Annotated in this window: 21 protein-coding genes; 12 read left to right on the top strand and 9 right to left on the bottom strand. The window is 62.2% G+C overall.

From position 1 onward, the window contains the following. Positions 1–257: 257 nt before the first annotated feature. From G7068_RS06560 to G7068_RS06545, 4 genes are read right to left on the bottom strand one after another with little or no spacing between them, the layout of a single operon-like run. Positions 258–1,211, bottom strand: a complete 954-nt coding sequence (locus tag G7068_RS06560; RefSeq protein WP_166290420.1) for an NUDIX hydrolase — start codon at positions 1,209–1,211, stop codon at positions 258–260. Next, a complete protein-coding gene (locus tag G7068_RS06555) occupies positions 1,208–3,331 on the bottom strand; it encodes an RNA degradosome polyphosphate kinase (protein ID WP_166290418.1) in 2,124 nt (707 codons plus the stop codon). The genes G7068_RS06560 and G7068_RS06555 overlap by 4 nt, the downstream gene beginning before the upstream one ends. Next, positions 3,328–4,239 carry a mycothiol synthase gene (mshD, locus tag G7068_RS06550; protein ID WP_166290416.1) on the bottom strand — a complete coding sequence of 304 codons (912 nt, stop codon included), beginning with the start codon at positions 4,237–4,239 and terminating at the stop codon, positions 3,328–3,330. Before mshD ends, G7068_RS06555 begins: the two co-directional genes overlap by 4 nt. Continuing rightward, positions 4,236–4,910 carry a winged helix-turn-helix transcriptional regulator gene (locus G7068_RS06545; RefSeq protein WP_166290414.1) on the bottom strand — a complete coding sequence of 225 codons (675 nt, stop codon included), beginning with the start codon at positions 4,908–4,910 and terminating at the stop codon, positions 4,236–4,238. Before G7068_RS06545 ends, mshD begins: the two co-directional genes overlap by 4 nt. 224 nt (positions 4,911–5,134) lie before the next feature. On the opposite strand from G7068_RS06545, the gene G7068_RS06540 reads away from it, so the two are divergent. The 3 genes from G7068_RS06540 to G7068_RS06530 all read left to right on the top strand — a co-directional run bounded on the left by G7068_RS06540 (position 5,135) and on the right by G7068_RS06530 (position 7,555). Then, positions 5,135–5,443, top strand: coding sequence for a hypothetical protein (locus tag G7068_RS06540; RefSeq protein ID WP_244304741.1), 309 nt, complete (start codon positions 5,135–5,137; stop codon positions 5,441–5,443). 204 nt (positions 5,444–5,647) lie between these two features. Then, entirely contained in the window at positions 5,648–6,805 is a 1,158-nt protein-coding gene (gene ygfZ / locus G7068_RS06535) for a CAF17-like 4Fe-4S cluster assembly/insertion protein YgfZ (RefSeq protein ID WP_166290412.1), read from the top strand. A gap of 9 nt (positions 6,806–6,814) precedes the next feature. After that, positions 6,815–7,555: a phosphoglyceromutase gene (locus G7068_RS06530; protein ID WP_166290410.1), complete on the top strand. Its 741-nt coding sequence runs from the start codon at positions 6,815–6,817 to the stop codon at positions 7,553–7,555. A gap of 87 nt (positions 7,556–7,642) precedes the next feature. Here the strand turns inward: G7068_RS06530 and G7068_RS06525 are convergent, their stop codons facing one another. Further along, a complete protein-coding gene (locus G7068_RS06525) occupies positions 7,643–7,831 on the bottom strand; it encodes a DUF3073 domain-containing protein (RefSeq protein WP_166290408.1) in 189 nt (62 codons plus the stop codon). 381 nt (positions 7,832–8,212) lie between these two features. Between G7068_RS06525 and G7068_RS06520 the strand changes: the two genes are divergently transcribed. From G7068_RS06520 to G7068_RS06510, 3 genes are read left to right on the top strand one after another with little or no spacing between them, the layout of a single operon-like run. Next, positions 8,213–9,520, top strand: a complete 1,308-nt coding sequence (locus tag G7068_RS06520; protein ID WP_166290406.1) for an LPXTG cell wall anchor domain-containing protein — start codon at positions 8,213–8,215, stop codon at positions 9,518–9,520. Positions 9,521–9,541: 21 nt separating this feature from the next. Beyond that, complete coding sequence (locus G7068_RS06515) at positions 9,542–11,125, top strand: hypothetical protein (RefSeq protein WP_166290404.1); 1,584 nt, start codon at positions 9,542–9,544, stop codon at positions 11,123–11,125. Positions 11,126–11,166: 41 nt separating this feature from the next. Continuing rightward, on the top strand, positions 11,167–11,808 hold the full coding sequence (locus G7068_RS06510) for a hypothetical protein (RefSeq protein WP_166290402.1): 642 nt from the start codon (positions 11,167–11,169) through the stop codon (positions 11,806–11,808). Here the strand turns inward: G7068_RS06510 and G7068_RS06505 are convergent, their stop codons facing one another. Then, positions 11,809–13,104, bottom strand: coding sequence for a DUF445 domain-containing protein (locus G7068_RS06505; RefSeq protein WP_166293039.1), 1,296 nt, complete (start codon positions 13,102–13,104; stop codon positions 11,809–11,811). It lies immediately after the preceding gene. 84 nt (positions 13,105–13,188) lie between these two features. Between G7068_RS06505 and G7068_RS06500 the strand changes: the two genes are divergently transcribed. The 3 genes from G7068_RS06500 to G7068_RS06490 are packed head-to-tail and all read left to right on the top strand — an operon-like array spanning position 13,189 to position 19,285. Then, complete coding sequence (locus G7068_RS06500) at positions 13,189–17,112, top strand: efflux RND transporter permease subunit (RefSeq protein ID WP_166290400.1); 3,924 nt, start codon at positions 13,189–13,191, stop codon at positions 17,110–17,112. A 2-nt stretch (positions 17,113–17,114) separates the two neighbouring features. After that, positions 17,115–18,659 (top strand): DEAD/DEAH box helicase, encoded by a 1,545-nt coding sequence (locus G7068_RS06495; RefSeq protein WP_166290398.1) that lies wholly within the window; start codon positions 17,115–17,117, stop codon positions 18,657–18,659. Between the two features lie 47 nt (positions 18,660–18,706). Next, a complete protein-coding gene (locus G7068_RS06490) occupies positions 18,707–19,285 on the top strand; it encodes a dihydrofolate reductase family protein (RefSeq protein ID WP_166290396.1) in 579 nt (192 codons plus the stop codon). A gap of 1 nt (position 19,286) precedes the next feature. Here G7068_RS06490 and G7068_RS06485 read toward each other — a convergent pair whose 3' ends face one another. Next, complete coding sequence (locus tag G7068_RS06485; RefSeq protein ID WP_166290394.1) at positions 19,287–19,739, bottom strand: MarR family winged helix-turn-helix transcriptional regulator; 453 nt, start codon at positions 19,737–19,739, stop codon at positions 19,287–19,289. A gap of 12 nt (positions 19,740–19,751) precedes the next feature. Then, entirely contained in the window at positions 19,752–20,234 is a 483-nt protein-coding gene (locus G7068_RS06480) for an SRPBCC family protein (RefSeq protein ID WP_166290392.1), read from the bottom strand. A gap of 262 nt (positions 20,235–20,496) precedes the next feature. Between G7068_RS06480 and G7068_RS06475 the strand changes: the two genes are divergently transcribed. After that, positions 20,497–22,572 carry an acyl-CoA dehydrogenase family protein gene (locus tag G7068_RS06475; RefSeq protein WP_166290390.1) on the top strand — a complete coding sequence of 692 codons (2,076 nt, stop codon included), beginning with the start codon at positions 20,497–20,499 and terminating at the stop codon, positions 22,570–22,572. A gap of 46 nt (positions 22,573–22,618) precedes the next feature. Here the strand turns inward: G7068_RS06475 and G7068_RS06470 are convergent, their stop codons facing one another. Beyond that, positions 22,619–23,545, bottom strand: a complete 927-nt coding sequence (locus G7068_RS06470; protein ID WP_166290388.1) for a LysR family transcriptional regulator — start codon at positions 23,543–23,545, stop codon at positions 22,619–22,621. Between the two features lie 85 nt (positions 23,546–23,630). On the opposite strand from G7068_RS06470, the gene tdh reads away from it, so the two are divergent. Together tdh and G7068_RS06460 are read left to right on the top strand one after the other, a co-directional pair. After that, on the top strand, positions 23,631–24,674 hold the full coding sequence (tdh, locus tag G7068_RS06465; RefSeq protein WP_166290386.1) for an L-threonine 3-dehydrogenase: 1,044 nt from the start codon (positions 23,631–23,633) through the stop codon (positions 24,672–24,674). Then, complete coding sequence (locus G7068_RS06460; RefSeq protein ID WP_166290384.1) at positions 24,671–25,861, top strand: glycine C-acetyltransferase; 1,191 nt, start codon at positions 24,671–24,673, stop codon at positions 25,859–25,861. Before tdh ends, G7068_RS06460 begins: the two co-directional genes overlap by 4 nt. Positions 25,862–25,863: the final 2 nt, after the last annotated feature.

The following is a 25,863-nucleotide window of genomic DNA, read 5'->3' as shown; positions in this document are numbered from 1 at the left end:
GCTGATGAAATGTGCGGCCACACTGGCCACATATTCCAAGCTAGACAGGCTGGGTGTATTGAGGTCTGCCAAGAGGTGAACAGCGAGTGAACGTGGGCTGGACTGTGCTGGCTCCTGCTGGCCCCTGCTGGCCCGCCTCTCGGCCGCCGCCCCCTCGCCGACAAGCCATGGTCCCGTCGAGAGCACATCAAATCAGATGGCTCTTCGACGAAATCATGGCTTGTCGGTGGGATTGGGGGGCTGGGGGTGGGCCGGGCCTAGTGCTCTAGCGGGTAGGTTTCTACACCCAGGATGCCGGCGCCTGGGCGCGTGCGTGAGAGGTGAAACACCGAGAAACCTGCCGGTGGCATTGCGGCTGCTTTCTCGACATATTTACCCGGCAGACTGCCCGTCGCAAGCATGAGTTCTCGTGCGAGATCGGGCAGCACGGGGCGATGGCTGCACACGACAACACTCTTGCCGCGGGAGACAATCTTGCCGACGAGCTTGCGCAAACCGTCGAGATCACCCGTGTCCCAGTTGTCTTGGCTCAGCGACGTCTTTGCCCGAACCTTGCGGCCGAGACGCGCGGAGAGTGGCGCAACGGTTTCGAGGCAGCGCACCGCGGTCGATGAGTAGATGCGACGAGGGCCAAAAGTCTCGACGATGTGCGCGACCGTTGCCGCCTGCACGGTGCCGGCTTCGGTGAGGGGTCTCTCGCAGTCAACAGGAAATTGCTCGCCGCGAGGCTCGGCCTTTGCATGCCGCAAGAGCGTCACGGTGAAGGTATCCAGCAATTCGTGGGCGGCGAGCTCAAGGAAAACATCGTAGAGCTCGCGGTCGGCCTTGTAGCTCAGCCGCTTGCGAGCAGCATCGATGGGCACCCACTCGAGCGCCTGCACCTCGGAGTTTGGTGTGAACGTTGATGCCAAAGCCATCTCGGGTGTCACTTCTGCCGCCCAGTACTGCACGGTCTTTTTGTTGCCGCCGCCGATGCCGTAATGAATGGTGCCGAGGTGTGAACCAAGAAACACCGAGAGTCCCGTTTCTTCCCAGGTCTCGCGTACGGCGGCCTCGGGCATGCTCTCGCCGGGATCGAGCTTGCCCTTTGGAAACGACACGTCTTTTTGTTTGGTGCGGTGGATCAGCAGCACCATCACTTGGCTGGCGCCGTTCGGCTGCACCACGCGCCGCCAGCACACGGTACCGGCAGCGAGAGTCTCTTTGCTCAACGGGCTCTCCTTGAACCGGCCTCTGTGCGATCGAGCATCACGAGGTCTTGCAGATCTGGCAGCAGCTCCCCCTCTTCGCTAATGACGCGGCGCTGCCACGTACCGTCTGGCAGCATGCGCCACGACGACACGTCGTCGCTAAACGCGAACTCGAAGAACCGATCGATGCGACCGAGGTGCTCGCGGTCGATGATGCGCACTAGCACCTCGATGCGGCGGTCGAGGTTGCGGTGCATCAGGTCGGCGGAGCCGATGAACACCTCGCGATTCCCGTTATTCTCGAACGCGTAGATGCGCGAGTGTTCGAGGTAGCGCCCCAGCACCGAGCGCACCTGGATGTTCTCAGAAAGCCCCGGCACACCAGCGCGGATCGAGCAGATGCCACGCACCCAGATCTCGATGGGCACCCCGGCCTGACCGGCGAGGTAGAGGGCATCGATAATGACCTCGTCGACCATCGAGTTGGCCTTGAGCTTGATACCGCTCGGCAGCCCCGCGCGCGCGTTCTCGGCCTCGCGCTCGATGCGCTCGAGCAGACCAGCCCGCAGCTGTAGAGGTGCAACCAACAGGCGGTCGTAGTCGGTTTCGATCGCGTACCCCGAGAGCACGTTGAACAGTTTGGTGACGTCGCGACCGACCTCGGGGGAGGTCGTGAACAAGCCAAAGTCTTCGTAGATGCGGCTGGTCTTCGGGTTGTAGTTGCCCGTGCCGATGTGGCAGTAGTGCTTCAGCTGACCGCCCTCTTGGCGAATAACCTGAACCAGTTTGCAGTGGGTCTTCAGACCAACGAGGCCGTAGACCACGTGCACGCCAGCCTGCTCGAGCTTGCGCGCCCACGAAATGTTCGCTTCCTCGTCAAACCGAGCCTTCACCTCAACGAGCGCGAGCACCTGCTTGCCGGCCTCGGCCGCCGCGATGAGCGCCGCGATGATGGGGCTGTCGCCCGAGGTGCGGTACAGGGTCTGCTTGATCGCGAGTACATCGGGATCGGTCGCAGCCTGCTCAACAAAGGCCTGCACGCTCGTCGCAAACGATTCGTAGGGGTGGTGCACCAGCACTTCGCGGCGCGCGATGGCCGCAAAGATGTCGGGCTTTTCGCTCGGTGAGCTCTTGCGGAACTTCGGGTGCGTCACCGGAATGTGCGGCTTGAACTTGAGGTCGGGGCGCTGCACACCACCGAGCGCAAACAGGCCACTCAGGTCGAGCGGCGATGGGAGTGTGTACACCTGCTGCTCGTCGATGTCGAACTCCGAGACGAGCAGGTCGAGTGTTGCCTCGTCCATGTCGTCGGAGAGTTCCAGCCGAATCGGCGGGCCGAATCGACGCCGCAGCAGCTCTTTCTCGAGCGCCTGGATGAGGTTTTCGGTCTCGTCTTCTTCGATCTCCATGTCTTCGTTGCGCGTGACGCGGAAGACGTGGTCGTCGATCACCTCCATGCCTGGGAAGAGGCCGTCGAGCTGGTTCGCGATCAGCTCCTCAAGCGCGATAAATCGCACGTTGTCGTCGGACTCGCGCCGATCCACGCGCACATAACGCGGGATCATCTGCGGCACCTTCAATCGCGCGAACTCGATCTTGTCGGTGCGTGGGTTGCGCACCCGAATCGACATGTTGAGCGCGCGCCCCGAAATGTAGGGGAACGGGTGGGCAGGATCAACCGCGAGTGGCATGAGCACCGGGTAGATGTTGTGCTCGTAGTAGTCGGTCAGAATCTCGCGATCGGCGTTGTCGAGCTGCTCCCACTCCACGATCCGCACCCCGGCCTCCGCCAGCGCGGGCTGCACCTGCTCGACGAAGCAGCGGGCGTGCCGCAACTGCAGTTCGTAGGCGGTGCGGTTGATGTCTTCGAGTACGTCGGTGGGTGCGCGACCAACGTTGGTCGGCACCGCGAGGCCGGTCACGATGCGGCGCTTGAGGCCCGCAACTCGCACCATAAAGAACTCGTCGAGGTTCGACGCGAAGATGGCAAGAAAGTTGGCTCGTTCTAGCAGTGGGATCGTCGGATCTTCCGCCAGCTCCAGCACCCTCTGGTTAAACGCAAGCCAGCTCAGCTCGCGGTCAATGTACCGATCCGCGGGCAGGCTGTCGCGGGTTGCAACGTCGCGCGTCTGTTCGCTCATGCATCCATTCTGGCACTAGCCACTGACATTGCTGGTCGCTCCCACTGCTGGCTGCGTGAATCTATGGTGAACCCGGCGGCCTCGTACATCTTCACAGCGCGGGTGTTGTCGCCGTCGACGTAGAGCGTGACCCGCTCCGGCCGATGCTGCGCCATGCGTGCAAGCGTGACGTCGAGCAGGTATCGACCGAGGCCGTGGCCCGCGTGATCCGGGTGAATTCCGATTGCGTAGAGTTCAGACTCGTCGGGGGTGGTTTTGATCCAGGTTGACCCTGCCGCAACACCCTCGGGTCCGGCCAGAATAAAGAGGTCGGCCGGATCGAACCAGTCTTCCTGCGTGATGAGATCGAAGTCGGTCACCGTCATGCGCCCCTGCTCGGGGTGGTCGGCGAAGGCCGCGGCGTTGACACGAACCCAGTCCTCGGCGGCGGTTGTGTCGCCGCTTCGGCAGTTGCGCAGCGCGAAACCGGCGGGCGGAGTGAGGCTCAAAGGATCGCGGCCGTCACTCGGCAGCAGGGCAGGATCGAGCGCCATCCGAAACAGCGAGCGCACCGGAGCAAACCCGGCCTTCGCGAGGATGGCGTCTGCGGCAGGGTTATCGCCGTGCGACCAAGCGCGCAGCGATCCTGAACCGCCGGATCCCGAACCGCGCGCAACGAGCTCAGCGAGCGCCGCCGAGCCGATCCCGCGCCCGCGATGTTCCGGATGCACAACCAGGTCGACCTCGCCGTCGCCGACGATGCCAACCGCAACGGCCTCGTCCCCGAACAGCGCCAGCTCTCGCTGGCCCTGAGCGACCGCGAGCATCGCCTGGTCTGACACGGGCGAGGCACCGTCGCGTTCCTCGGCCGCGGCGATGATGGTTCGCGCGGTTGCCAGATCAGCAGCGGGGACGGGTGCGGTGTTCATTCAGAAGTCTCCTCGTAGCGGGCGCGGGCGAATCCATAACCAACACCGCGAACGGTGCTGATGAGCCCCTCGTGGTCACCGAGCTTTGCGCGCAGGCGCCGCACGTGCACATCAACCGTGCGGGTGCCGCCGAAGTAGTCAGTGCCCCACACCTCGCTCAGCAGTTGCTCGCGGGTGAAGACTCGACCGGGGTGGCCCGTCAAGAAGTGCAGCAGCTCGAACTCCTTGTAGGTCAGGTCGAGCGTGCGACCGTAGACCCTCGCAATGAAGTTTGACTCGTCAATGACCACACCAGCTGCCTGCACCGCGGGTGAGGGTGTCTCGTCGGCGAGCGACGGGCGCTCGAGCAGGCGAAGTCTGAGCTCGATCTCAGCAGGGCTAGCGGTCGGTAGTAGCAGATCCCGAACACCCCAGTCGGTCGTGAGAACCGGCAGCGCAACTTCCGAGAGCACAACAACCCGGGGAGTCTCCGTCGAATCGATCAGACTCATGCTTGCCGTGCGGGCGCGGCGGGGGTCAAGGGTGCCGTCGATAAGGATCGCGTCAAAACGGTCAGCCATCGTATCTGGCACACGCAGGGAGAGGGGTGACGTGCGGATCTCGTGCGGGAGAAGGTCGAGCCCCGGCAGCGAATCTGCTGGATCCCGGTCTGTCAGGCAGAGCAGCTGCATAGATCCGCTCCCTTCTCGCACGACGTATTCCCCATACTATTGCTTGGTTGTAACTATTACCTGTCCGTGTTTCGAGAGCGTTACGGGTGGGTGCTCAAATGTTTCTGCGAGTTATTGGGTTTGGAGTGAACGCATCCCAACATTAAGGACGATCAAAATGTTTGGAAGCGTTCACCGCAGGAAACATGGCGGCCAGCAGTGCACCTCTGTGCGACAATGACGGGGTGAGCGAGTCAGAGGACCTTGACGCCCGGGAGATGCCGGATGTGCAGGCTTGGCATATGCCAAGGCTTGTCATTGCGTGGGTTGTTGCCGCGGTGATCGGGGTGCTGGTCACGGTGCTGGTGCGCGGCGACGAGCGTTTCTCTTGGCTGGTGTTTGCGATCGGTGCGAGCACACTCGTTACCTTTGCGCTGCAGCTCGGAACAGCCCAGCGTGTCGGATTCATTACGCGCGTTGCATTTAGCGTGGCGGGTTCCGTGCTCGTCATTGCCGTGATCGATGTGATCGGTTTGTTAGTTCTGCATTCATAGACCCGGTCGTCTGCAGCCAGGGTGATTCGCCCAACCGAGATTTGATAGACTGACCTCATGCTTCTTGCTCTCGAACTCTTTTTTCTCGGGCTTCTCGGCCTCGCGTCACTGGCGATCGCCTGGGTGTCGGGAACCGTTATTTACAAACTCTTCAAGGGGCAGCGCTAGTTCGTTGTTCCTAACTGCTCCGTGGGTGCGTGAACGATGAATCCGTTTCTTGAGCTGCCCGGGGCTATCGCGGATTCCGATTTCGGGGTGGCCGCACACTATGGCGAGCCGTTGCCAGAGCAGCGTGCGCTCGTTGAAGGCGGCGCGATCGTCGATCTCTCCCACAACGGCATTGTTGTTGTGTCGGGTGAGGATCGACTGAGCTGGTTGCACTCGATGACGAGTCAACAACTCACTGGCCTGCGTCCTGGCGAGAGTGTTGAGACGATCCTGCTCGACCCGAACGGGCGCATCGAGCGGGTGATGCGTCTTGTCGACGATGGCAAGCGGACCTGGCTGCTTGTTGATGCGGGATCGGCCGAGCCGCTCGCAGCATTTCTGACCCGCATGCGATTCGCGCTGAGGGTTGATGTGCGTGACGTTTCTGAAGAGTACGCCGCTGTACTCGCGTTTGAGGGCCCGGCGGCCGAGTCGCTGCGGGCGCTTCACCCAGCCGCCGAGTGGCGAGATCCCTGGGCGGTTGTGGCGCGTGGGGGCGTGCAGTATGCGCACGGCGAGCACCCGGGTGCTGACTGGTCTGCGGTGCAGTTTTTGTTCGCTCGGGATCAGCTCGGCGCGGTGGCAGGGTTGGCGCGATCCGGCAGTGTGCGGGCAGCAGGACTCATGGCGATCGACGCTCTTGAAGTCCGCGCCTGGCGGCCCTCGCAGCACGGTGAGGTCGACGCGCGCGCGATCCCGCACGAGCTCGACTGGATGCGCACCGCGGTGCACATGAATAAGGGGTGCTACCGCGGACAAGAAACCGTCGCGAAAGTGCACAATCTTGGGCATCCGCCGCGGCGGCTTGTTCTGCTGCATCTCGACGGATCCGGTGGTGAGCTGCCGGTGACCGGTGCGCTCGTGTATCGCGAGGGTGAGGCTCAGGATCCCGAGTCCCGTCCCGTGGGTCGCGTGACCAGGGCTGTGCTGCACTATGAGTGGGGCGGCATCGCGCTCGCGCTGTTGAAGCGGGCTGTTGCTGAAGACGCACCACTTGAGCTGCGCGCGGGCGAGACCGGAGCCGATGCCGATAGCGTCGAGGGCCAGCTCATTGCGGCGAGCCAAGAGACTGTTGTGCCCGCAGACGCTGGCAGAACCCGCACCATTGAACCGACCGCGCGCCTCACCCCGCGGCGCGAAACACCGACCGGATAGGCTGGAAATATGACACACACCCTCATCTTGCTGCGCCACGGCCAGAGCGTATGGAACCAGAAAAACCTCTTCACCGGTTGGGTCGATGTGCGACTCACCGAGAAGGGTCGCGGCGAGGCCGCTGCAGCAGGCGAGTTGCTCGCCGAGGCGGGCATGCTGCCCGACGTGCTGCACACCTCGATGCTGAGCCGTGCGATCCAGACCGCAAACCTGGCGCTGGACACGGCAGACCGCCTCTGGATTCCGGTGAAGCGGTCGTGGCGTCTGAATGAGCGTCACTACGGTGCGCTGCAGGGTCTCGACAAGGCCGAGACGCTCGAGAAGTACGGCGAGCAGCAGTTCATGGAGTGGCGTCGTTCGTTCGATACGCCCCCGCCCGTGCTCGACGACTCGAGCGAGTGGTCGCAGGCGAACGATCCGCGCTACGTGGGTATCGACGGTGTGCGTCCGCAGACCGAGTGCCTGAAAGATGTCATCGAGCGTCTGCTGCCCTACTGGGAGTCAGAGATTCTGAGCGACCTCAACGCGGGTCAGACCGTGCTCGTCACCGCCCACGGCAACTCGCTGCGCGCACTCGTCAAGCACCTCGAAGGTATCTCTGACGAAGACATCGCGGGTCTCAATATTCCGACGGGTATGCCGCTGGTCTACGAGATCAACGACGACGGCACGGCAACCGGACCCGGTCGCTACCTTGACCCCGAAGCTGCCGCAGCTGGTGCTGCCGCGGTTGCGAGCCAGGGGCGCTAGTTCACGGCCGCTAGATCGCGGGCGAACAACAAATATCCGAGCGGGCTGGCTAGGCCAATCCGCTCGGATATTTGTGTTAGTAGACGTTTAGCGTTCGTCGTCTTTGTCGTCGTCGCCGTACTTCTCGGCGTACTCGGCCCAGGCGTCTTCTTCGGTTCCTCCCGAAGACGGCGTTCCTAGTTCTCGCTCAAGCGCAGAGTAGTTCGTGTCAGGACTGAAGTACTTCAGCTCCCTGGCGACTTTGGTGTGCTTTGCCTTTTGACGGCCGCGCCCCATGCGTGACCCCCTTACACATTCAGGTCCCGCGGACTAGAGCCGGCGAGACAGGTACCAATAAACATAGACGTATAGAGCAGATTCTAGCATGACCGGACCTGTGACTGACCTGGTTTCAGGGAGCAAGCGGCGGTGGGTGCTCGCACCAATTGCTCACCGCAACAAACTCCTGCACGCTGCTGCAGATTTTGCCCGCAGGTTAGCTGATGCACTACTGTCAATTTTCTTTGAGCTTATGAAAGTGATATGTTTACTCGGTCCCCTGTCAGGGCGGGAGTTTAGGTAGAAATACCTGAGCTTGGGGGAAATTGTCAGATGGATAGCAATGTTCTGATTTATTCAGGGTAGCGACTTGGCTGACCCCGACACGGAAAGTTCAAAATGAAGTTTGTAAAGCACGCTGCTGTTCTGGTGGCGGCCTCGGCCCTTGTTCTTACCGCTGGTATTAGCGCCGCGAGCGCTAACACCGAGGCTTCAACTGGCAGCGAGACCGGAGCTACTGAAGCGACGACGTCGGCTCCAGCTGCGAACATTTGGATCGACGGCTTCAAGATTGCGCCGAGCGCTGAGAACTTCACAATGTCTTTCAGTTATACCCAGGCTCTCTGGGGTGCTGACAGTGCGCTCAAGCTCGGTATCTACACCGCTGACGCGCCTCTAGACGTTACGACTTGGGAGGCGCAAGGCGCCGGAGCCGCTGCTGCATTCCCGGATGCCGAGCAGGCGATGGCCGACCTCACTCAAGAAGTACAGGGCCAGGGCGTTGTCTTCCGGAAGAGCGTTGAAAAGACGATCTCATTTAAGCCCTCCGGCGCCTATTCAGTCATGCTGTTTGACGTTAACAAAGACGGCGCACGCTTTCTGGCGGGCGCAAAGGTCGACGTGACCCTGGCAACGCCAGCGGTACCGACGTTTGACGCCAAAACTTCGACCCTTACCGTGCCTGATTCGAACGAGTTCACTTACCAAGACGCAACAGGTAAGACCTGGGCTCCCGGTCCGTATTTGCTTGTGGCGCCAGTCAAGCTGACTGCCGTGCCAAACCCCGGTTTCGCAGCAGCTCCGGAAGCCTCAACTGAATGGCCAGAATTCGCGCCCGAGGTGAAGCCGGCCCCTGAGCCTAAGCCTGAGAAGGAACCGGGCACGGACAAAGATAAAACCCCCGGCACTGACAAAGACAAGAACCCCTCCGACGAGACCCAGACAACGGGTGGGGGCACCCCTCCGGTTTCGGGGCCAAACGAGAACCAGCTTTCACCGGCGCTTGAGGGCAAGGTCGGCGCGCAGCCAACTGCGGCTGCAGGTGCGCAGGTCAAGATTTTTGTTGGAACGCAGTTTGCGGGCAAGGAAGTTGACGTTTACGTCTTCTCCGAGCCGACTTACCTCGGACGACACCTGGTGGATCCCGATGGCAATGTCACGGTTATGCTTCCCGCCGGACTGACCGGTTCACACCGCCTCGCCGTTTACAACGGCGGCGAGCTGATCGGCTGGAACCGCATCATTATCGGTGAGTCCACCGACGGTTCGACCGGAACAGGGTTTGTCGCGGGCACTGTAACCACGTCGCAGCTGGCAACAACCGGTTCTGACTCGACCGGAACGCTCGCGCTTCTGGCCGCAGGAAGCGTCGTGCTCGGCGCTGCAGGTCTGGTAGCTCGCCGTCGCGCGCGTCGCAGCGTTGCCTAAACGCAAGTCGGACTGCCACCAATGAGAACCAGCGGATCTGGTGCTGATTCAGACGACGAGTGGGAAAGCCCCTTTCCCTACCTCGGGTTCACCGACCTGCCATCGGAGACACCTGAAGACGATTCGGAACCGACCGATACTGCTCCGGTAAACACGGTCGAAGAGCTCACTCCGATCGTGCTGCCAGAGCCGATCTTGAGCGAGCCTGTAGTTGCTGAGCCGGTTGTTGTCGAGCCTGACGTCGTTGATATGGCCGCTGTTGAATCGACCTTTGTCGAGTCAGATGTCGTCGAGTCTGAAGCCGTAGAGCCGGCCTCGTTCGAGTCAGGCGCTGTCGAGTCAGGCACTGTCGAGACAGAATACGATGAGCCAGTTCTGCCCGAGCCGGTACTGCCTGAGTATGTAGCGCCTGAGGTGGTCGCGCCCGAGATCGGCGACAGCGCCGATTGGCTCGAGCAGAAAATCGCAGCCGCTGATCCTGAGCCAGCGATTCAGGAGCCTCTGGCGTTTGATTCACCCGAGACGGCTCAGCCCGAAGCTGCTCAGCCCAACCCAGAACTGTTGACCGCCATTCCGGCGCCTCCCTCTTGGCCAAGCGCGACGACAAAGGCTCGTCGAAAGCGGCCTGTGGGGCTTGTCGTTGCCATCCTTGCGGTGTTGCTCGCGTTTGGTGGCGGCTACGCGCTTCGAGCGGTGATGACTCCGTCCAGCACGGACGGCATGGGCATGCAGCACTCGGTGAAGTCCGCGCCCAAGACTGTCGAGGCTTACCTCAACGCGCTCGCAAGTGGAGACGCAAGTACCGCGCGCAAGATTGTTGGGGCCGGCACCACCGAACCGTTGCTCGGTGACGACGTGCTGAAGAAGTCGAACGAACTCGCACCGATCTCGAATGTTTCGGTCGGCGCTGGAACCGCAGACGGCGAGCAGGTCGAGGTAGCTGCGAAGTTCACGGTCGGCGATACCCCCGTCGAACGCACATTTCGACTCTGGAATACCTCAGGCGGATGGCAGCTCAACGACGGGTTGATCCCCGTTTCGCTCACTTCTCTCGACGGCTTTGGCGTGACCCTCAACGGTGTGGCACCGAAGCAGGCCGAGGCGCGCGTCTTCCCTGGCATGTACCAGGTCGGGCTTAGCGAAGAGGCGTTCGCGCTTAGCTCGGATGCCGACGCGATACTGATTGCGACGCCCGAACAGGGCGCGGCGCTCGGTGCGCTGCAGCCGACCCCCACTCCAGACACGTCAGCGCGCTTCACCCAAATGGTGCGTAGCTCGCTGGAGGAGTGCGTGGCGATGACGAGTCTGGTGACGCCCTGCGGGCTCGACGTGTCGGCCAAGCTCAACGACGGGGCGACCCCCATCGAAGGTACGGTGCGGCGCTCGCTTGATGATGAGGGTAAGGCAAGCCTTGACGCCCTGGTCGTCCAGCTTGACGGGGCTTCTCCGGGAACCACCTACAGCGTGCTCAATACCCAGGTCAAGACTCGCCTTGAGGCGGAAAACAACGGTTCCAGGGTCGCTGGCGAACTGCTGTACGGTGGTCAGCTTTTGACTCCGTACGTTGATTTCACCGCCGATTCACCCGTGGTTGTCTGGAAGTAACTGCCGCCAGAGTTCTGAGCCGAACGCGTTACGCTTAGACCATGAACGCTACTCGTGCACGCTCTCGCACCAAGCGGATCGTGCTCGTCACTCTGCTGGTTGTGGCCCTGGTTGTGCTGGGTCTCGCCGTTGCTGTGCTGCTGCCGATCCTGACCCACCAAAGCACCGGAGGATCGGGCCAACAGGTTCCAGACCGCATCGTTTCTGAAACGAGCGCTGTCGGATCTGACGGTCGCACGCGTGAACTGAGCGTCATGACCGTTGAAGGAAAGCCCGCGGATCTTGCCGCACTCACCCCGGGTGAAGTGCTTGTGGTCGACGGTAAAGGGTTTAATGCCGACATTGGAATATACGTCGCAATCTGCGGGATCCCAGCGAGTCCCGATGAAAAGCCGTCGCCCTGTCTCGGTGGTGTTCCAAGCGGCGCGACCGAGGGGGCTGCGGCGGGAGCGACGGCACTCTCCAGCGTCTGGATTACCGATGACTGGGCCTGGCGTGCGTTCGCTACGCAGGGGTATGACAACCCGAAACAGGGTTCGTTTAGTGCGCGTATAACGGTGCCGGATCCCGTTGAAGGAACGCTTGATTGCCGTGTGAGTCAGTGTGCGATCGCAACGCGCGCCGACCACACCGCGTCATCGGACCGGGTGCAAGACATCCTGCTTCCGGTGAAATTCAAGTAATTAGCGCACCAGCGGTGCGATGATGAGCGTCGCGATTGTGTAGATGGCAAGCCCCGCGAGCGATCCAACAATGGTTCCATTAATGCGAATGAACTGGAGATCCTTACCGACCTGTAGCTCGATCTTCTCGGCGGCCTCGCGTGCGTCCCAGCGATGCACCGTCTCAGTGATGACGTTAGCGATGTCGTGGCGGTAATTGTGGACCAGGTGCTCAACCGCTCCCATCACCCAAACATCGATCTTGTACTGCAGCGTCGAATCGTCTTGTAGGCGATGTCCGAAGTCTTGCAGCGCTTTGACCAGCCTGATGCGGACGTCGCTCTTGGGATCCTCGAGCATCTCGACGAGTGTCGACTGCATGACCTCCCAAGTGGTGGCGGCGAGAGAGCGAATGCGCGGGCTGTCGAACACCTCGTGCTTAAATGCCTCAAGCTGCTGCTGCAGCGCACTCTGGTGCTGGAGGTCGCGGCCGAGGTCGCTCAAGAAACGCTTGATGGCGTTTCGGAACGGGTGAGTGCGGTCCTGGGCGACAGCCCGCGCAAAACGCACCGCCTCTGAGTGCAGCCTGTCATCGATGAAGCGGTCCACGATCCCGGGCACCCACGACGGCAGACGCGACGAAACAACCCGGTCAAATGCCGCCGGATGCGCGACCAGCCAGCCTTCGAATCTCGAGGCCGCCATGTCGATGAGCGCTTCGTGATGACCCCCATCTATAAAACTGGCCGTGGTGCGACCGAGCAACGGGGCCCACTCCGGGTCAATAATGTGCCTGCGAACGAGCGACTCAATGAGTTCTCGAACGTCGTTGTCATCGAGCACCGTGAGCGCACCGAGTCCCGCACTCGCGATCATGCCGCCGACCTTCTCAGCGTTGGGCTGCTGGGCAACCCACTCACCGGCCATTCGGGCGCCGCTGATCTGTGTGAGCTTGTCGTGCACTACATCGTCGGCAAGAAAATTTTCTTCAATAAAGGATCCGAGCCCCTCGCCGATGTCATCTTTTTTGCTCGAGATGAGGTTGGTGTGGGGGATTTTGATCCCCATCGGGTATCGGAAGAGCGCTGTGACGGCGAACCAGTCGGCGAGCGCACCCACCATGCCACCCTCGCTCGCGGCCCGCACGTAACTGAGCCACGGAACCCGCTCTTGCAGCGCAAACGAGATAACAAAGACAACCGCCATAAGGGCGAGCAGCCCGAGCGCGATACCCTGCATGCGTCGAAGGCTGGCAAGCCGTTCGAAATCTGCGGGGGTGACGGCGCCGAGCGTGCGGCGGCTTCGAATCAGCGGCATCTCTGTATTATCCACCCGTGAGCCGGTGACCGCGTACACTGTGGCGGTCAAGCCATGTCGTAGGGGCGTGGGATAATCGACCCCATGTATATTTTCACAGCGCTGAGCCTGAAGAACCGGGCTTTGATTGCGCTCGTGACCGTGGTTGCCGCGGTCTTCGGTCTGATCGGCGTGGGGTCACTCAAACAAGAGCTTGTCCCCTCCGTTCAGTTTCCGGCAATTGCGGTTGTGACCTCGTACCCGGGCGCTTCGCCCGAGGTGGTCAATAAAGACGTCTCGGGGCCGATCGAGACGGCGCTTCGGGGTGTTCCCAAGCTTGAAAGCACCACGGCGACATCCAGCACGGGCGCTTCGATGATCGTTGCGCAGTTCGAGTACGGCGTCGATCTGTCCGTGACTGAGCAGCGGGTTGAACGCGCAATTAGCCGCCTCTCAAAGATGCTTCCCCAATCTGCCGATACGCAGGTGCTCTCGGGCAGCGTAGATGACTTCCCGGTGATTCAGATTGCTGTCACTCCGGCCAAGGGCGTCTCTGCCGAAGACACCGCGAAGCTGGTTGAACGGGTCGCGATCCCCGAGCTCAGTGATCTTGACGGTGTGCGTGACGCGCAGCTTGCGGGTGCCCGCGGTGATCGTGTGACGATCACTCCGAACGCGGAGGCCCTTGCCGCCCAGGGGCTCACTGAGCAGTCCATCAAGGACACCCTGCAGCAGAGTGGTGTGTTGATAGCCGCAGGAACGGTCACCGAGGGTGATCGCACGCTTGCCGTGCAGGCGGGCTCGGAGGTGCACTCCGCCGAGGAGATCGCGGCCCTTCCGCTAGCGGTCAGTCCGACGGCCCTGGCTGCTCAGCAACAGGCTGTGCTCGAGCAGCAGGCCGCTGCAGCGCGACAGTCGTCTGCGGCGGCAGCCCAGCAAGCTGGGGACGCCACGGGGGGAGACGCTGCCGCGGCTGGAACGGATGGCGCGGCTTCGGCCTCGGCGAACGCTGAAACTCCGGCGGCTCCGGTGACGGCGGAGCCAACAACGGTTGCGACGATCGGCTCCGTTGCCGACGTACAGCTTGAGCCGAACCCCGAGCAGAGTATCGCCCGGGTAAACGGTGCTCCAGCCCTCACCATCGGCGTCACAAAAATGTCTGCTGCGAACACGGTCGATGTGTCGCACGCGGTGCAGACCAAACTCGACGAGCTGAAAGATAAACTCAGCGGCGCAAAACTGACGATCATTTACGATCAGGCCCCTTACGTAGAGCACTCGATCGAGACACTCACAACCGAGGGATTGCTCGGGCTCGTGTTTGCGGTTCTCGTAATCCTCGTATTTTTGATGTCGGTTCGGGCCACCCTGGTCACGGCGATTTCGATCCCGACCTCTGTTTTGCTCACGTTTGTGGGGCTGAACTTTGCCGAGTATTCGCTCAATTTGCTGACGCTTGGCGCACTCACCATCTCGATTGGGCGTGTGGTCGATGACTCGATTGTGGTGATCGAGAATATTAAGCGACACCTCTCTCACGAAGGGGACAAGGCCGCGACCATCGTGCGGGCCGTGCGCGAGGTGGCCGGTGCAATTACCGCCTCGACGATCACGACCGTCGCGGTGTTCTTGCCGATGGCCTTTGTCGATGGGATGGTGGGAGAGCTCTTCAGGCCCTTCGCCTTCACTGTGACGATTGCTCTGATCTCTTCGCTGCTGGTGGCCCTTACGATTGTGCCGGTCCTTGCGTACTGGTTCCTTCGACCCGATCGAGAGAAGACCCGACGTCGCAGTCGCCGTTCCGGGACTGCCGAAGACGCTGCCGTAACATCTGAAGTCGGCGAAGAGCGGGAGACCGCCCTGCAGCGTCGATACCGCCCGATTATTACTTGGACGCTGAAGCGGCCGATCATCACTCTGATGGTCGCGGTGCTCGTGCTGGTACTTACTGGCGGAGCAAGTATGTTCATGAAGACCAACACCTTCGGGTCAGACGAACAGAATTCGGTCGGGCTCACACAGGCGCTCGCGCCCGGTACCAGCCTCGATGCGCAGCTGACTCAGGCGAAGAAGGTTGAGGCTGCTCTGGAAGATGTGCCGGCGGTTGAAACCGTTCAGGTGACAATCGGCAATGCCGGCAACGGTCTCGCAGCTCTGCTCGGGGGTGGTGGCGACGGCACCATCAGCTACTCACTCACCACGGATCCCGATGCGAATCAGGCTGAAGCGCAAGACCAGATTCGCAAGGCGGTTGATGCCCTTGACGATGCGGGGGAGTTCTCGCTTGGACAGTCGAGCGGTGGTATTGCAGGGTCCACTGCCATCGAAGTCAACGTCACCGCACCAGATCAAAAGGTGCTCGCCGAGGCCAGCGACGCAGTCGAAGCCTCGCTCAAGAAGCAGAGCGGACTGCGCCAGGTTGAGAGTGATCTCGGCAAGTCACGCCCGTACCTGAGCGTTGTGGTTGATCGCACGAAGGCCGCCGAGGTCGGGCTGACCGAGGCCGCCGTTGCTGGCCAGGTCGCGGCACAGATGCAACCGAGCCAGATCGGGCAAATCACTATGGATGCGGACACAATTACTGTGTACCTCTCTGAGGGTGAGGCCCCGAACGACGAGGCCGGAGTGAAAGCTCTGCAGATTCAGACCGCGGCAGGGCCGCAGTCGCTCGAGTCGCTCGCAACCGTTGAGGTCGCAGATGGCCCCGTCACTATTCGCACCGAGAACAATGTGCGCATGGTGACTGTTTCAGCGATGCCCAAGGGTGACGACCTCACCTCGGCAGGTGCCTCGGTGAACAAAGCGCTTGACGAGGTGAAGTTGCCAGCCGGTGCCAGCGCGAGCATCGGTGGCGTTCAAGCTCAGCAGGCTGATTCCTTCCAGCAACTGGGCTTGGCTCTGCTCGCAGCTATTCTCATTGTGTACGTGGTGATGGTGGCAACCTTCCGCAGCCTGCTACAGCCGCTGTTGCTGCTCGTTTCGGTGCCGTTCGCGGCAACCGGTGCGATCCTGCTGCTGATTGCCACGGGCATCCCGCTCGGCGTCCCCTCGCTCATCGGTGTGCTGATGCTCGTTGGTATCGTCGTGACAAACGCGATCGTGCTGATCGATCTGGTGAACCAGTATCGAAGTCGAGGAGACGCACTGCGAGATGCGGTGATGCACGGGGCACTGAATCGTCTTCGCCCGATCGTGATGACGGCACTTGCGACGATCTTTGCGCTCACGCCGATGGCCCTCGGGATCACCGGCAAGGGCGGCTTCATTTCACAGCCCCTCGCGGTTGTTGTGATTGGCGGCTTGCTGTCGTCAACCGTACTCACCCTCGTTGTGCTGCCAACGCTGTACTTCGTAGTAGAACGCCGTCGCGAGCGGTGGCGGGAGCGTCACGCAGAGGCGAAAACACCGCCTAGCGGGCCCGTGCGCGGGCCGGAGGTAGCGCCAGCTCTGGCTGCTGCCGGAGTCGGTGCGGTTTCTGCGGGTGACCCGGAAGCGGTCTTCACCTCGAAGCCCTGGAATAAATTTGGGGCAGCCGATGCGGAGCGAACCGTGGATCATGTGGCGCCAGCCGGGCTTGTAAATGACGATGCAGAGCCCGAGGCACTCGTCGAGCCCGAGCTGCCGGGGGCAGCACCCGTCGCCCCTGAGTTTCCGAGCACAGCGCTGACTGAGGCCCCTGCCCCCGCCCCCGCTGACGCGGCAAAGGCTTCTGAACCTGAACTTCCCGAGATCAGAGAGGTCACCTTCAACCCTGAACCCGTGAAGATGCGCAGGCCAAGGCCTACGACCGCTTCAGAAGAGACGCCCGCAACCACTCCCGAGGTGCCGCAAGAAACGGAGCAAGGCGCCGAGCCCGTTCCCACGACCACCGGGGAACTCAACTGGGAAGAACTCCTGTGGCAGGCGACCCAAGAGGTCGATGAGCAGGTGGCTGCGGAACCCGCACACGAAGAAGAATCCAAAGCTGGTGATCCCGAACAGGGTGAGCCCGGCGCATCCGAGCACGGCGAGCATCGCGAACAGGACTAATCATGGCTGGCAAGAGGCGGGGATTTAAGGCTCCGGCCAATTACGAGCCGAATCGTGGGCGCAAACCGAAGCGGTTCAGCGGTCAACAGACAGATGGCGCTGGCAAACAAGCGAAGCAATCGGACGCACGCCGCGATCCGGGGCGCCGAGAGTCCACGCGACGAGACGCGGATCCCGCGCACAAGGGACGTGATCGTGACGAGTCTGCTCGTGGCAACCGCGCACCCGCAACTCGCTCGCGTGCTGAAGTCGATGGCAAGGCGCCAACCCGCAAGAGCGTTTCTCGTGCTGAACCCGACGTTGTGCTGAGTCGCATCGAAGCGAAGCTCACAACCGCCGACGATGTTGCGGGAATGAGTTTTAAGGACCTCGGTCTCGGTGGCAATATTGTGCGCACGCTCGAGGAGCTCGGGGCCGTGCGGCCCTTCCCGATCCAGGCAGCGACGATACCCGACACGCTACTCGGTCGCGACGTGCTTGGCCGAGCGCAGACCGGCTCGGGCAAAACGATCGCCTTTGGCGCTGCCCTTGTTGAGCGGTTGCTCATCTTGAAAGCCAAGGGACTGTTTGCGGGTGATCCCAAGGCCTCGCAGATGAAGCCGAAGCGCGGTGAGCGCGCGCCAAAACGCGTCGCTCGTAAGCCCAAAGCGCTGATCCTCGCTCCCACAAGAGAGTTGGCCCTGCAGATCGATCGCACTGTCCAGCCGATCGCGAGGTCCGTCGGGTTCTACACCGCGCAAATGGTGGGTGGGGTGCCGATTGACCCGCAGCTGCACGCGCTTGAGCGGGGCATCGATATCGTGATCGGCACGCCCGGTCGAGTGCAAGACCTCGTGACGCGTCGCAAGCTCGATCTGCGAGAGGTTGTCGTGACGGTGCTTGATGAGGCCGACCACATGTGCGATCTCGGGTTCCTGGAGCCCGTGCAGCGGATTCTGCGGGAGACCGAGCGTGGCGGCCAGCGGCTGCTGTTCTCGGCGACCCTCGATAGTGGCGTATCGCAGTTGATTTCCGAATTCTTGCGCAACCCTGCCGCGCACGAGGCCGAGGAATCGAAACGGGGATCCTCAACCCACAAAGTGCTCATTGTGATGCGCGAAGACAAGGACCAGGTGCTCACGCAGCTCGCCTCGCGGCGAGGGCGCATTATGGTGTTCTGCCGAACTCGCGCGTATGCCGAGCAGGTGACCGAGCTGTTGGAGCTTGCCGGGGTGCACGCTACGGCGCTCCACGGTGATCTCAGCCAGTCGAGACGCGAGCGCAACCTCGCGCGCTTCGCCGAGGGAAAGTCTGCGGTGCTGGTGGCGACCGACGTTGCCGCGCGCGGCATCCACGTCGATGATGTTGACCTGGTGGTGCAGGCGGATCCGCCGAGCGACTACAAAACCTACCTGCACCGAGCCGGACGCACCGGCCGCGCCGGTAAGACCGGCCAGGTGGTGACCGTGATCCCGCGCACCGCTCAGAAACGAACCCGTGAGATGCTGGAGAACGCCGAGATCAAGCCCGCCTACTTCGGTGACTTCGTGCCCGGCCAGAAGCTTTAGTCAAACGGTGCCCTAGAACGGGGCCATTTAGCGAAAGAGAGTGTGTCATGGGAAAAGTGGTCATGAATGCCTCGATGTCGATCGACGGATTCATCGCCGACGTTGATGACCAGCCGGGTCCTCTCTTCGAGTGGCTTTTGGGCGGTGACGTGCCTCTGGACGAGAGTGGCATTTTGAAGGTGTCGCAGGCATCGTACGACTACGTTCGGCCGTACTGGGACCAGGTTGGCGTGACCATTGCTGGTCGTCACGTCTTCGACATGACTGACGGTTGGGATGGGACGCCTCCGAGCGGGGTTGAACATGTCGTCGTTGTGAGTCACCGGTCGGCGCCTGAGGGCTGGGATCCGGAGGCGCCTTTTCACTTCGTGGACAGCATTGAGGCGGCTGTGGCTCTGGCGCAGCAACTTGCGGGGGACCGGGTGGTTGAGGTGGCCGCGGGCAACGTTGGTGGCCAGGCCTTTGCAGCGGGCCTAGTCGACGAGGTGCGCATGGACGTGGCGCCCGTTGTGCTCGGGACGGGCAAGCGTTACTTCGGATCGGTTGAAGCGAAACACCTGCTGGAAGACCCCGAGGTTGTTCAGGGCAACCGAGTGCTGCACCTGCGTTATCAGGTGCGCCGCTGAGCTATTGCCTCGATTGATCCAGCTCCGTGAGGTGGGCAAGGAACGGCTTTGGGGTCGACGCGCTCGTCCCAAAGAACTCCGCGTCAGCGGCCTCCACCGCCTGGTTTGCCGCCCTCGCGACAGCCATGCCGGCTGGCGTGGCCTGGACGAGCATCGCACGGCCGTCGTTGGGGTTGGGATCTCTGCGCACGAGTTCCTTCTCCGCAAGTACTCGCAGCACCTGCGAGACCATCATCGGGTCAGTTTGAGTTCTCTGGCTGAGCACCGCTTGGGTGATCCCGGAATCCTCGCTGGACCAGGTGAGTGAAGCGAGCAGCACAAATTGGACGTGCGTGATCCCGAACTCTTTGAGCGAGCGGCGCATCACGGCCTGCCACTGATTCGTAACCCGCCAGAGCATAAAGCCGGGGCTGTCATCGCCCGATTCGAACTTGCTCTCTAGCGCGGTACCCATGCAGCCATCATGTCACTTTTGAGCTGGGGTCGGGGTCGGGGCCGGGGCGTCGGTCTTGGCCTTGGCTTCAGCTTCAGCTTCAGCTTCGACGAGGGCAACCAGGCGGTCGAGGCTCGATATGGCGCCGACATCAAAGTCCTTAAACGCGGTGCGCGCCCACAGTCGCGAGAGCGGACCCTCAAGCCAGACGCGAATTGCGACCTCGGATCCGCCCTCGACAGGAGTGACGCTGTGTCGAAAGGTGAGTTTGGTGCCAGGCATTCGACTCACGTCGGTGTAGACCCGGTCTTGTTCGCACTCAAAGATCTCAAACTTTACCTTCGGACCGCCACGGGGTTTCATGACGCCTAGAGCCCCCTCGCGCACGGGGCCCTCGACCGACACCCACTCGGTGTCGGGATCCCATTCAGCCCAGCTTGAGTGATCAATCCAGCGTGCGAAGAAGTCGCTCGGAGGTGCGGAAGAAAAGTGTGTGGCGCTTGCGAGTTCAATCATGCATTTAGTATGCGCGCATAAGAAATAAGTGTCAAGTTGGCCCCGATTGGCGTACCTTGTGAATGGAGGTGACCTCCAGGTTTGTGGGGTCCGTTTTGGAGATGGTTCACAATGGCAGTGGGGGTGGATCAGGGAAGTTATTGTGGGGTGTGAGCCGAATGCTTGTCAGTGTCTGAGGTCGGGCCTACGCTGACTTCATCCCGAGGGCAGCGCGGCGAACTCCGCATGTGTTTGCGCACTGCCCACCTGTTAAGGAGCCTCGATGACCGACACCACCACCTCTCGCCCGGGCAAGGCCACGTCTGCTGCCGGCATTGACGTCGACGCGGTTGGCGATGCGCTGCTCGGCAAGTGGAAGAAAGAGCGGCTTGAGGGGCGGCAGATGGCCGAGGATCCGCGGATGCACACGATCCACGGCCAGCCAATGGACGAGCACCGCCAACGGGTGCTCGAGCAGCTCGGCATTCTTGTGGAGTCCGGTGCGATTCAGCGAGCCTTCCCGAAGTACCTGGGTGGCGCCGACAACCACGGCGGCAATATCGCGGCGTACCAGGAGCTCGTGCTCGCCGATCCGTCGATGCAGATTAAGAGCGGCGTGCAGTGGGGACTCTTTGGCGCAGCGATCCTGCACCTCGGCACTCGTGAGCACCACGAAAAGTGGCTCCCTGACGTCATGTCGCTTAAGCTGCCCGGAGCCTTTGCGATGACGGAGATCGGCCACGGCTCGGACGTCGCCTCGATCGGCACCACCGCAACGTATGACGCAGAGACTGAAGAGTTTGTGATCCACACCCCGTTCAAGGGTGCGTGGAAGGACTACCTCGGCAATGCTGCGCTGCACGGGCAGGCTGCCGTGGTGTTCGCGCAGCTCATCACTAACGGGGTAAACCACGGAGTGCACGCGTTTTTTGTGCCGATTCGCACGCCAGCGGGCGACATGATGCCGGGTGTCGGCAGCGAAGACGACGGCGTCAAGGGCGGCCTGAACGGAATCGACAACGGGCGGCTGCACTTCACGAACGTGAGGGTGCCGCGCACGAACCTGTTGAACCGCTACGGTGACGTGGCGGCAGACGGCACCTACTCCTCGTCGATTGAGAGCCCCGGCCGCCGCTTCTTCACGATGATTGGCACGCTGGTGCAGGGGCGAGTTTCGCTCGACGGGTCAGCCGTGCAGGCGATGCAGGCCGCACTTGCCATCGCAATTCGCTACGGCAGTGAGCGTCGGCAGTTCCCCGGCGCCTCGGGCCGCGACACCGTGCTGATGGATTACGGCCAGCACCAGCGCCGATTGCTCCCGCGACTCGCCCAGAGCTACGCGATGGCGTTCGCGGGGGAGCGCCTGCTCACCGTGTTCGACGAGGTATTTTCTGGGGCCGGTGATACTCCCGAGAATCGTGAGGACCTGGAGACACTTGCCGCGGCGCTGAAGCCACTCTCAACCTGGGCCGCGCTCGACACCTTGCAGGAGGCCCGCGAGGCGTGTGGTGGTGCCGGGTTCATCGCCAAGAACCGCCTCACCGGCTTGCGCGCCGATCTCGATATCTACGTCACCTTCGAGGGCGACAACAACATATTGCTGCAGCTCGTGGGCAAGCGCCTGCTGACCGACTACGCCGCTCAGTTCAAGAACGCAGATCGAGCCGTTCTTGCGAAGGCGGCGGCCAGCCAAATCGGCGATCGCGTGACCCGTTTTGGTCTGCGCCGAGTCGGTCAGAGTATTGCTGACCTAGGGCAGGTCGCGCGCTCCGTCGAGAGCATGCGCGCGCCGGAGGCGCAGCACGCACTGCTCTCTGACCGGGTTGAGACGATGGTCTCGGAGATCGCGATGGCTCTGCGAGAGGCGACCAAAAACGTGCCGAAGAGCGACAAGCAGGCACATGCGATCGCGGGCGAGGAAGCGTTTAACGCACAGCAGCACAAGCTGATCGAGGCCGCGCGAGCGCACGGTGAGCTGCTGCAGTGGGAAGCCTTCACTGAGGGCATCGAGAAGGTGAAAGACACCGAGTCGCGTCGTGTGCTCATCTGGCTGCGAGATCTTTTCGGCTTTGGGCTCATTGAGAACAACGCCGCCTGGTACCTCGTGCAGGGGCGCATTTCACCCCAGCGTGCTGAGGCCGTCACCGCCTACATCGACCGTCTCCTTGGGCGTCTGCGCCCTCACGCGCTCGACCTCGTTGAAGCGTTTGGGCTTACCCCCGAGTTGCTGCGTGCCGAGATTGCGAGCGGCATTGAAGAGGAGCGGCAGGCCGAAGCTCAGGCATACGTCGATGCCCAGCGTGCAGCCGGTACGTGGCCGATTCACGAGAAAGAACTGCGCGCTCAAGCGAAGAAGTAAAAGCTTGCGTGCGGCGGTGGGGGCCGCCGCACGCAATGGTTCAACATCAGGCCCGCTGATCCTGAGTGGCCTCAACAAGCCGTGACATCGCGGCACGCAACCCGGCCACTACGGCCTGCACCGAATTGCGGTGAAGGTTTTCGGGTCTTGTGAGCAAATCGATGCTTCGGGTGGCGGTGATGCCGGTCAGGGGACGCAAGACGAGGCCACTGTAGGTCGAGCCAACCGTGTAGCGAGGCACCATGCCGATCGTGCCGCCGGCACCAATCACGGAGGCCACCGAGCCGTAATCGTTCACACGATGCACAACGTCGATCGACGAGTCGGTGACCGCGGCGATTGCGCGCACCAAGTCGTCGGGCGAAAACCCCTCGCGGCTCGTGACCCAGCGCTCGCCCGCGATGTCGTGCGGGGTCAACGAGGCCATGCTGGCGAGGGGGTGGCCGAGGGGCAGCGCCACGTCGAGCGGTTCTTGAACGAGGGGGATGACGCGCAGGCCGTCCGTGGGCCAGGGTGCACTGTGCGCGAGGCGGTGCGCGAGTACGAGGTCGTAGTGGGCGGCGAGTGGCGGAAACGCGTCTTGCGCGACATCCTCGTCTGCGAGCCGAACCGCTGGCGCGACGTCGTGGGAGTTGAGCTCAGAAATGAGGGGACCAAAGAGTGCCTGCGCCGCACTGTGAAAGCCGCACAGGCTGACGGATCCTGCTGGATCACTCTCGAACACCTCAACCGCGTGTTTCGCCGCGGCCATCGCGTCGATAACGTCGACGCCGGCTCGGGTGAGCGCGAGCCCCGCGTTTGTGAGGGTGAGCGTGCGGCCTCGCCGCTGAGTCAGAGGCGCTCGAAACTCGCGCTGCAGGGCGGAGAGCTGCTGTGACACTGCGCTGGGTGTGACCAGGAGTGACTCGGCGACGGCCGTGACGCTGCCGAGCGCGCCGAGCTCCCGCAGAATCTCGAGTTGGCGAAGTTCCATGACGCTCCTCAATTAAGCTCTACCTTAACCGATGCTAAAGAAGTTGCCGGTTGTTCTCAATCCGTAAAGCTGGCGGAATGGTCACATGAGAGCTCTTCTGAAGTCGAGACCCGCAGCAGGGCTCACGCTCACCGAGATTCCGGATCCCGAGTGCGGCCCAGACGAGGTGATCGTACGGGTGCTGCGCACCGGCATCTGCGGCACCGATCTCCATATCTACGAGTGGGACGACTGGGCAGCAGAAGCGATCAAAACTCCGCTCGTACCCGGTCACGAGTTTTACGGCGAAGTGGTCGAAATTGGCGAGGCCGTGCACGACGTTGTGATCGGAGATCGTGTGTCGGGTGAGGGGCACATTGTGTGCGGCACCTGTCGAAACTGCCGCGCTGGCCGCCGCCAGATGTGCATTCGAACGATCGGGCTCGGACTGCAGCGAAACGGAGCGTTCGCCGAGTTCCTTGCGCTCCCCGCGAGCAACGTGTGGGTGCACTCGCGTGAGATCGCCCCAGAGCTCGGAGCCATGTTTGATCCGCTCGGCAACGCCGTGCACACGGCCCTCGCGTTTCCGCTCGTTGGTGAAGACGTGCTCGTGAGCGGCTGCGGACCGATCGGACTCATGTCTATTGCGGTCGCGCGTCACGTTGGCGCCCGCTACATTGTTGCCACCGACGTCAGCCCGGCACGGCTTGCGCTCGCGGCCGGCATGGGGGCCGACGACACGGTTGATGTTGCGCGAGAGCGAATAGGCCGATCCCAAAAGACGCTCGGCCTGCGTGAGGGCTTCGATATCGGTTTCGAGATGAGCGGCGCACCCGCAGCGCTTCCCGAGATGATCGAAAACATGAATCACGGCGGGCGGATCGCAATGCTCGGGCTGTCGGCTCAGCCCTACTCGGTTGACTGGAACAAGGTGGTGACGCACATGCTGACGCTGAGCGGAATCTACGGGAGAGAAATGTTCGAAACCTGGAACGCCATGGCGGGCATGCTGCAGACGAGCGCGCACCTGCGGGAGCGCATCTCTTCAGTGATTTCCGACACGATCCCCGCGCGCGACTGGGAGGCTGGTTTTCAAGCCGCACGGTCTGGCGGCACGGGCAAAATTATTCTCGATTGGACAGTGCTGTGAACCGTGCAACATTCTGGACGCATCTCGACGCCGAGCTCGAGGGGATTCGCGACTCCGGTCTGCTCAAGACCGAGCGCGAGATTGTGGGGGCGCAGGGCGCCGAGGTTCAGGTCGACGGTGCCGCGATGCTGAACTTCTGCGCCAACAACTATCTCGGCTTTGCCGACGAGTCCGAGATTATCGCCTCGGCCAAACACGCGCTCGACGAGTGGGGCTACGGCATGGCGAGCGTGCGCTTTATCTGCGGCACGCAGCAACTGCACCGAGACCTTGAGCGGCGACTCTCGGCGTTCCTCGGCACTGAGGATTCGATTCTGTACTCGTCGTGTTTCGACGCCAACGGGGGCGTGTTTGAAACCCTGTTCGGCGCAGAAGACGCCATCATCTCGGACGCACTGAACCACGCGTCGATCATCGACGGCATTCGCCTCTCAAAAGCGCGTCGGTATCGCTACGCAAATCGAGATCTCGCCGAGCTCGAAGCGCGGCTCGTTGAGGCAGCGGATGCGCGGTTCCGCATCATCGTGACCGACGGCGTCTTTTCGATGGACGGCTACATCGCCCCGCTTCGTGAGATCTGCGATCTCGCGGATCGCTACGACGCCCTCGTGCTGGTCGATGATTCACACGCGGTTGGGTTTCTCGGGGAGCACGGGCGGGGCACCCCCGAACTCTGCGGTGTGGCAGACCGCGTCGATATTCTGACCGGCACCTTCGGTAAGGCGCTCGGCGGAGCCGCTGGTGGATACGTTTCCGGCCGACGCGAGGTGGTTGAACTGCTGCGGCAGCGATCCCGACCCTACCTCTTTTCGAACACGCTTACCCCCGCGCTCGTCGCGGGTACTCTGACGGCGCTTGAGCTTGTTGCGAGTGCGGGTGAAGCTCGGGATCGCCTGCGGCACAACGCCGAGCAGTTTCGCGAGCTGATGGAGGCCGAGGGGTTCACCCTGCTGCCGGGCAAGCACCCCATCGTCCCCGTCATGTTTGGCGATGCTGAGCTGACCGCGCGGATGGCGGCTGAGATGCAGAGGCGTGGCATCTTCGTCGCGGCGTTCAGCTACCCCGTGGTGCCGCACGGACTCGCGCGCATCCGGGTGCAGCTTTCGGCGGCCCACACCGACAAACAGATTCGGGCCTGTGTGGCCGCGTTTGTGGAGTCGCGGGCTGCGGTCGCGGGGGAAGTGTAGGA

This window comes from Leucobacter viscericola (genome assembly GCF_011299575.1).
GTDB classification, from domain to species: domain Bacteria; phylum Actinomycetota; class Actinomycetes; order Actinomycetales; family Microbacteriaceae; genus Leucobacter; species Leucobacter viscericola.
Note: the sequence above shows the minus strand (reverse complement) of the source record. Positions and strands in the feature narration are given on the sequence as shown.

Bases quoted from the DNA above. Each gene is read 5' to 3' on its own strand.
- G7068_RS06555 (WP_166290418.1), bottom strand. From the start codon at position 3,331: ATGAGCGAACAGACGCGCGACGTTGCAACCCGCGACAGCCTGCCCGCG.
- mshD (WP_166290416.1), bottom strand. From the start codon at position 4,239: ATGAACACCGCACCCGTCCCCGCTGCTGATCTGGCAACCGCGCGAACC.
- G7068_RS06545 (WP_166290414.1), bottom strand. From the start codon at position 4,910: ATGCAGCTGCTCTGCCTGACAGACCGGGATCCAGCAGATTCGCTGCCG.
- ygfZ (WP_166290412.1), top strand. From the start codon at position 5,648: ATGAATCCGTTTCTTGAGCTGCCCGGGGCTATCGCGGATTCCGATTTC.
- G7068_RS06530 (WP_166290410.1), top strand. From the start codon at position 6,815: ATGACACACACCCTCATCTTGCTGCGCCACGGCCAGAGCGTATGGAAC.
- G7068_RS06525 (WP_166290408.1), bottom strand. From the start codon at position 7,831: ATGGGGCGCGGCCGTCAAAAGGCAAAGCACACCAAAGTCGCCAGGGAG.
- G7068_RS06520 (WP_166290406.1), top strand. From the start codon at position 8,213: ATGAAGTTTGTAAAGCACGCTGCTGTTCTGGTGGCGGCCTCGGCCCTT.
- G7068_RS06515 (WP_166290404.1), top strand. From the start codon at position 9,542: ATGAGAACCAGCGGATCTGGTGCTGATTCAGACGACGAGTGGGAAAGC.
- G7068_RS06510 (WP_166290402.1), top strand. From the start codon at position 11,167: ATGAACGCTACTCGTGCACGCTCTCGCACCAAGCGGATCGTGCTCGTC.
- G7068_RS06505 (WP_166293039.1), bottom strand. From the start codon at position 13,104: ATGCCGCTGATTCGAAGCCGCCGCACGCTCGGCGCCGTCACCCCCGCA.
- G7068_RS06500 (WP_166290400.1), top strand. From the start codon at position 13,189: ATGTATATTTTCACAGCGCTGAGCCTGAAGAACCGGGCTTTGATTGCG.
- G7068_RS06495 (WP_166290398.1), top strand. From the start codon at position 17,115: ATGGCTGGCAAGAGGCGGGGATTTAAGGCTCCGGCCAATTACGAGCCG.
- G7068_RS06490 (WP_166290396.1), top strand. From the start codon at position 18,707: ATGGGAAAAGTGGTCATGAATGCCTCGATGTCGATCGACGGATTCATC.
- G7068_RS06485 (WP_166290394.1), bottom strand. From the start codon at position 19,739: ATGGGTACCGCGCTAGAGAGCAAGTTCGAATCGGGCGATGACAGCCCC.
- G7068_RS06480 (WP_166290392.1), bottom strand. From the start codon at position 20,234: ATGATTGAACTCGCAAGCGCCACACACTTTTCTTCCGCACCTCCGAGC.
- G7068_RS06475 (WP_166290390.1), top strand. From the start codon at position 20,497: ATGACCGACACCACCACCTCTCGCCCGGGCAAGGCCACGTCTGCTGCC.
- G7068_RS06470 (WP_166290388.1), bottom strand. From the start codon at position 23,545: ATGGAACTTCGCCAACTCGAGATTCTGCGGGAGCTCGGCGCGCTCGGC.
- tdh (WP_166290386.1), top strand. From the start codon at position 23,631: ATGAGAGCTCTTCTGAAGTCGAGACCCGCAGCAGGGCTCACGCTCACC.